Consider the following 3,464-nt stretch of genomic DNA (forward strand, 5'->3'; position numbering starts at 1 on the left):
GCCAGGACATTGCCTGGGACCGAGTCCTGGACGGCGGGACACCCGTCGACCTGCCCACCTACGCCTTCCAACGCCGCCACTACTGGATCGAACCGAAGACGGGGAAGAACGCCGCCCGCGAACGCTCACAGGCCGAGGACACCCTGTGGCAGGCCATCGGCAGCGGAGAGAGCGAACGCGTCTCCGAACTCCTCGGAGTGACCGACAACTCCGCCGTCGCCACCCTTTTGCCCTACCTCGCCGCCTGGCATGAACAGCAGGACAGGGCCGGTGAAATCGCCGACTGGAGCTACGAGGAGACCTGGCAGCCCTCCGCCGTGGCGCGCACCGCGCCGGCACCACGCGGACACTGGGTGATCATCACCCCCACCGTCGCACAGCCCCTCGCCCAGCAACTGGCCGAGGCACTGACCGGCGCGGGCGCCTCCCCGCACATCCTGACCACCGACGCCGACCACGCCGGATGCACCACACTGATCGGCGACCTGACCGCGAAGCTCGGCGACGAGACACCACACGGCGTCCTCGCCCTCACCGCCGCCGAGACCCGCCCGCATCCCGACCACCCGGCCGTGACCATGGGCGCCGCCCAGAGCCTCGCCCTCGTAAAAGCACTGGGAGACGCGTCCCTACGAGCCCCACTCTGGTTCGTCACCCAAGGTGCCGTCCACGCCCACGACACCGATCCCGCCCCCACCCCCGCCCACGCCCTCATCTGGGGACTGGGCCATGTCATCGCCCTTGAGTACGCGAACCGCTGGGGCGGGCTCCTCGACCTGCCCGCCGCACTCGACGCGGCGACCACCCGCCAGCTCCTGACCACCCTCGCCGCCCACGGCACCCCGGGCGCGGAAGAGCACGCGGCACTGCGCTCCACCGGACGCCTCGTCCGCAGGCTCCGCCGCACAACGGCCACCGCCACCGCACAACCCTGGACACCGCGCGGCACCATCCTGATCACCGGAGGCAGCGGCGCCCTCGCCGCTCACCTCGCCCGACGCCTCGCCGAACGCGGCGCCGAACACCTCGTCCTGGTGTCCCGGCGCGGACCCGAAGCCGAGGGAGCCGCCGCACTCACCACCGCACTCGAGGCCGCGGGTGCCCGCGTCACCCTCGCCTCCTGCGACGTCACCGACCGGCGCCAGCTCAGCGGACTCCTCACCGCCCTCGACCACGACGAGGCACCCCTACGCGCCGTCTTCCACACCGCGGGCGTCCTCGACGACCGGCTGCTCGACCGCCTGGACACCGAAGCCCTCGCCGCCGCCGCCGCCCCCAAGCTCACCGCGGCCACACACCTGCACGACCTCACCCGCGACCGCGACCTCGACGCCTTCGTCCTGTACACATCGGTCATCGGCGTCCTCGGCAACGTCGGCCAGGCCAACTACGCCATGGCCAACGCGGCCCTGGACGCCCTCGCCGCACAGCGCAGGGCCGAGGGCCTGCCCGCCGTCTCCATCGGCTGGGGACCATGGGCCGACGGCGGCATGACCCATGGCGCCGCCGAGAACCAACTGCGCCGCATCGGCCTCGAACCGATGCGCGCCGAGCGGGCCCTGGACGCCCTCGACACGGCCCTCGCCCACGGCGGCACCACCGTGATCGCCAAAATCGACTGGGCGCAGGCGGCCACCGCGTACGCCGAGAACGGCAACCGCCCCCTCCTGCGGGACATCCCCGAAGCCCGCGCCGCCGCCGTGGACACCCCGCCCGACCAGGGCAACCCGCTGCGCACCACCCTGCTCGGACTTGCCGAGGACTCCCGCGAGGACCACCTGCGCGGCCTCCTGGCGATCGAGACCGCGGCGGTGCTCGGCGTGGCGAAACCCGAATCGCTCGACCCCGAGCGCGGATTCAGGGATCTCGGCTTCGACTCGATGATGGCCGTCGACCTCAGCACCCGCGTACAGAAGCGCACCGGAGTCATCACCCCCAAGACCCTGATCTTCGACCACCCGAACCTGGCATCCGCCGCACAATGGCTTCTCGGCGAACTCGCCCCCGCTCTCACGGACACCTCCGACACCGCCACCACGCACCGCACCGACGAGCCCCTCGCCATCATCGGCGTCGGACTGCGCATGCCGGGCGACGCCCACGACCTGGACACCCTCTGGGACGTCCTCGCCGAAGGCCGCGACACGGTGAGCGAGGTCCCGGCCGACCGCTTCGACATCGACTCCTTCTACGACGCCGACCCGGACACCGAGGGCAAGACATACGTCCGCCACGCCTCCTTCCTCGGCGACGTGACCCACTTCGACGCCGCCTTCTTCGGCATCAGCCCGCGCGAGGCCGAACCGATGGACCCCCAGCACCGACTGCTCCTCGAAACGGCCTGGAACTCCCTGGAGAACGCGGGCATCCGCCCGCGCGAGCTGCGCGACTCCCGCACCGGTGTCTTCGTGGGCGCCGGCGTCGGCGAGTACGGCAAGTACCGCCAGAACACCGCCCCCGACACCTACACCCTGACAGGCACCCTGCCCAGCTTCAACGCGGGCCGTCTCTCCTACCACCTCGGACTCCAGGGCCCCGCACTGTCCGTCGACACGGCGTGCTCGTCGTCGCTGGTGGCGCTGCATCTGGCCTGTGAGTCGCTGCGCAACGACGAATGCGAACTGGCACTCGCGGGCGGTGTCCAACTCCTCGCGGACCCCGGCGCGTTCGTCGCACTCAGCCGCTCGCACGCGCTCTCGCCGGACGGCCGCAGCAAGGCGTTCTCGGCCGACGCCGACGGGTACGGGCGCGGCGAAGGCGTCGGAGTGATCGCCGTCATGCGGCTCTCCGACGCACTCGCGCAGAACCGCACGGTACTGGGCGTCATCCGCGCCACAGCCATCAACCACGATGGCGCCAGCAGCGGCATCACCGCCCCCAACGGCTCCTCCCAGCAGAAAGTCATCCGTGCGGCCCTCAGCTCGGCCGGACTGTCCGCCGGGGACGTCGACTACGTCGAGTGCCACGGTACGGGCACATCACTGGGCGACCCGATCGAGGTGCAGGCCCTGGCCGCCGTGTACGGGGAGGGACGCGAGCCGGGGCAGGAACTCGGACTCGGCACGGCGAAGAGCGTCATCGGGCACCTGGAATCGGCGGCAGGTATCGCCGGCATCTGCAAGGTGCTCGCCTCCTTCAAGAAGGACGCGCTGCCCGGCACACTGCACAGCTCGCCGCGCAATCCGAATATCGCATGGGACGACCTGCCGGTACGGGTGGTCGACGAACTCACGCCGTGGATACGGGATGCGGCACGTCCGCGCCGTGCGGGCATCTCCTCCTTCGGCCTCAGTGGTACCAATGCGCATGTTGTTGTGGAGGAGGCGCCGGTTGTTGAGCCGGTGGGGGTGGTGGCCGCGGACAACCGGCCGTTGCCGGTGGTGTTGTCGGGGCGGGGTGAGGTGGCTTTGCGTGAGCAGGCGGGGCGTTGGGCGTCGTGGTTGTCGGGTCGTGGGGGTGTGCGG

At 71.1% G+C, this 3,464-nt stretch carries 1 protein-coding gene; it reads left to right on the forward strand.

The annotated features are described in order from the left end of the window. The coding region (locus ACIRQP_RS42240; protein WP_403900765.1) for a type I polyketide synthase at nucleotides 1-3,464 on the forward strand (3,464 nt) is incomplete at both ends.

Origin of the sequence: Streptomyces sp. NPDC102274 (assembly GCF_044766385.1) — a bacterium.
Taxonomy (GTDB): Bacteria; Actinomycetota; Actinomycetes; order Streptomycetales; family Streptomycetaceae; genus Streptomyces.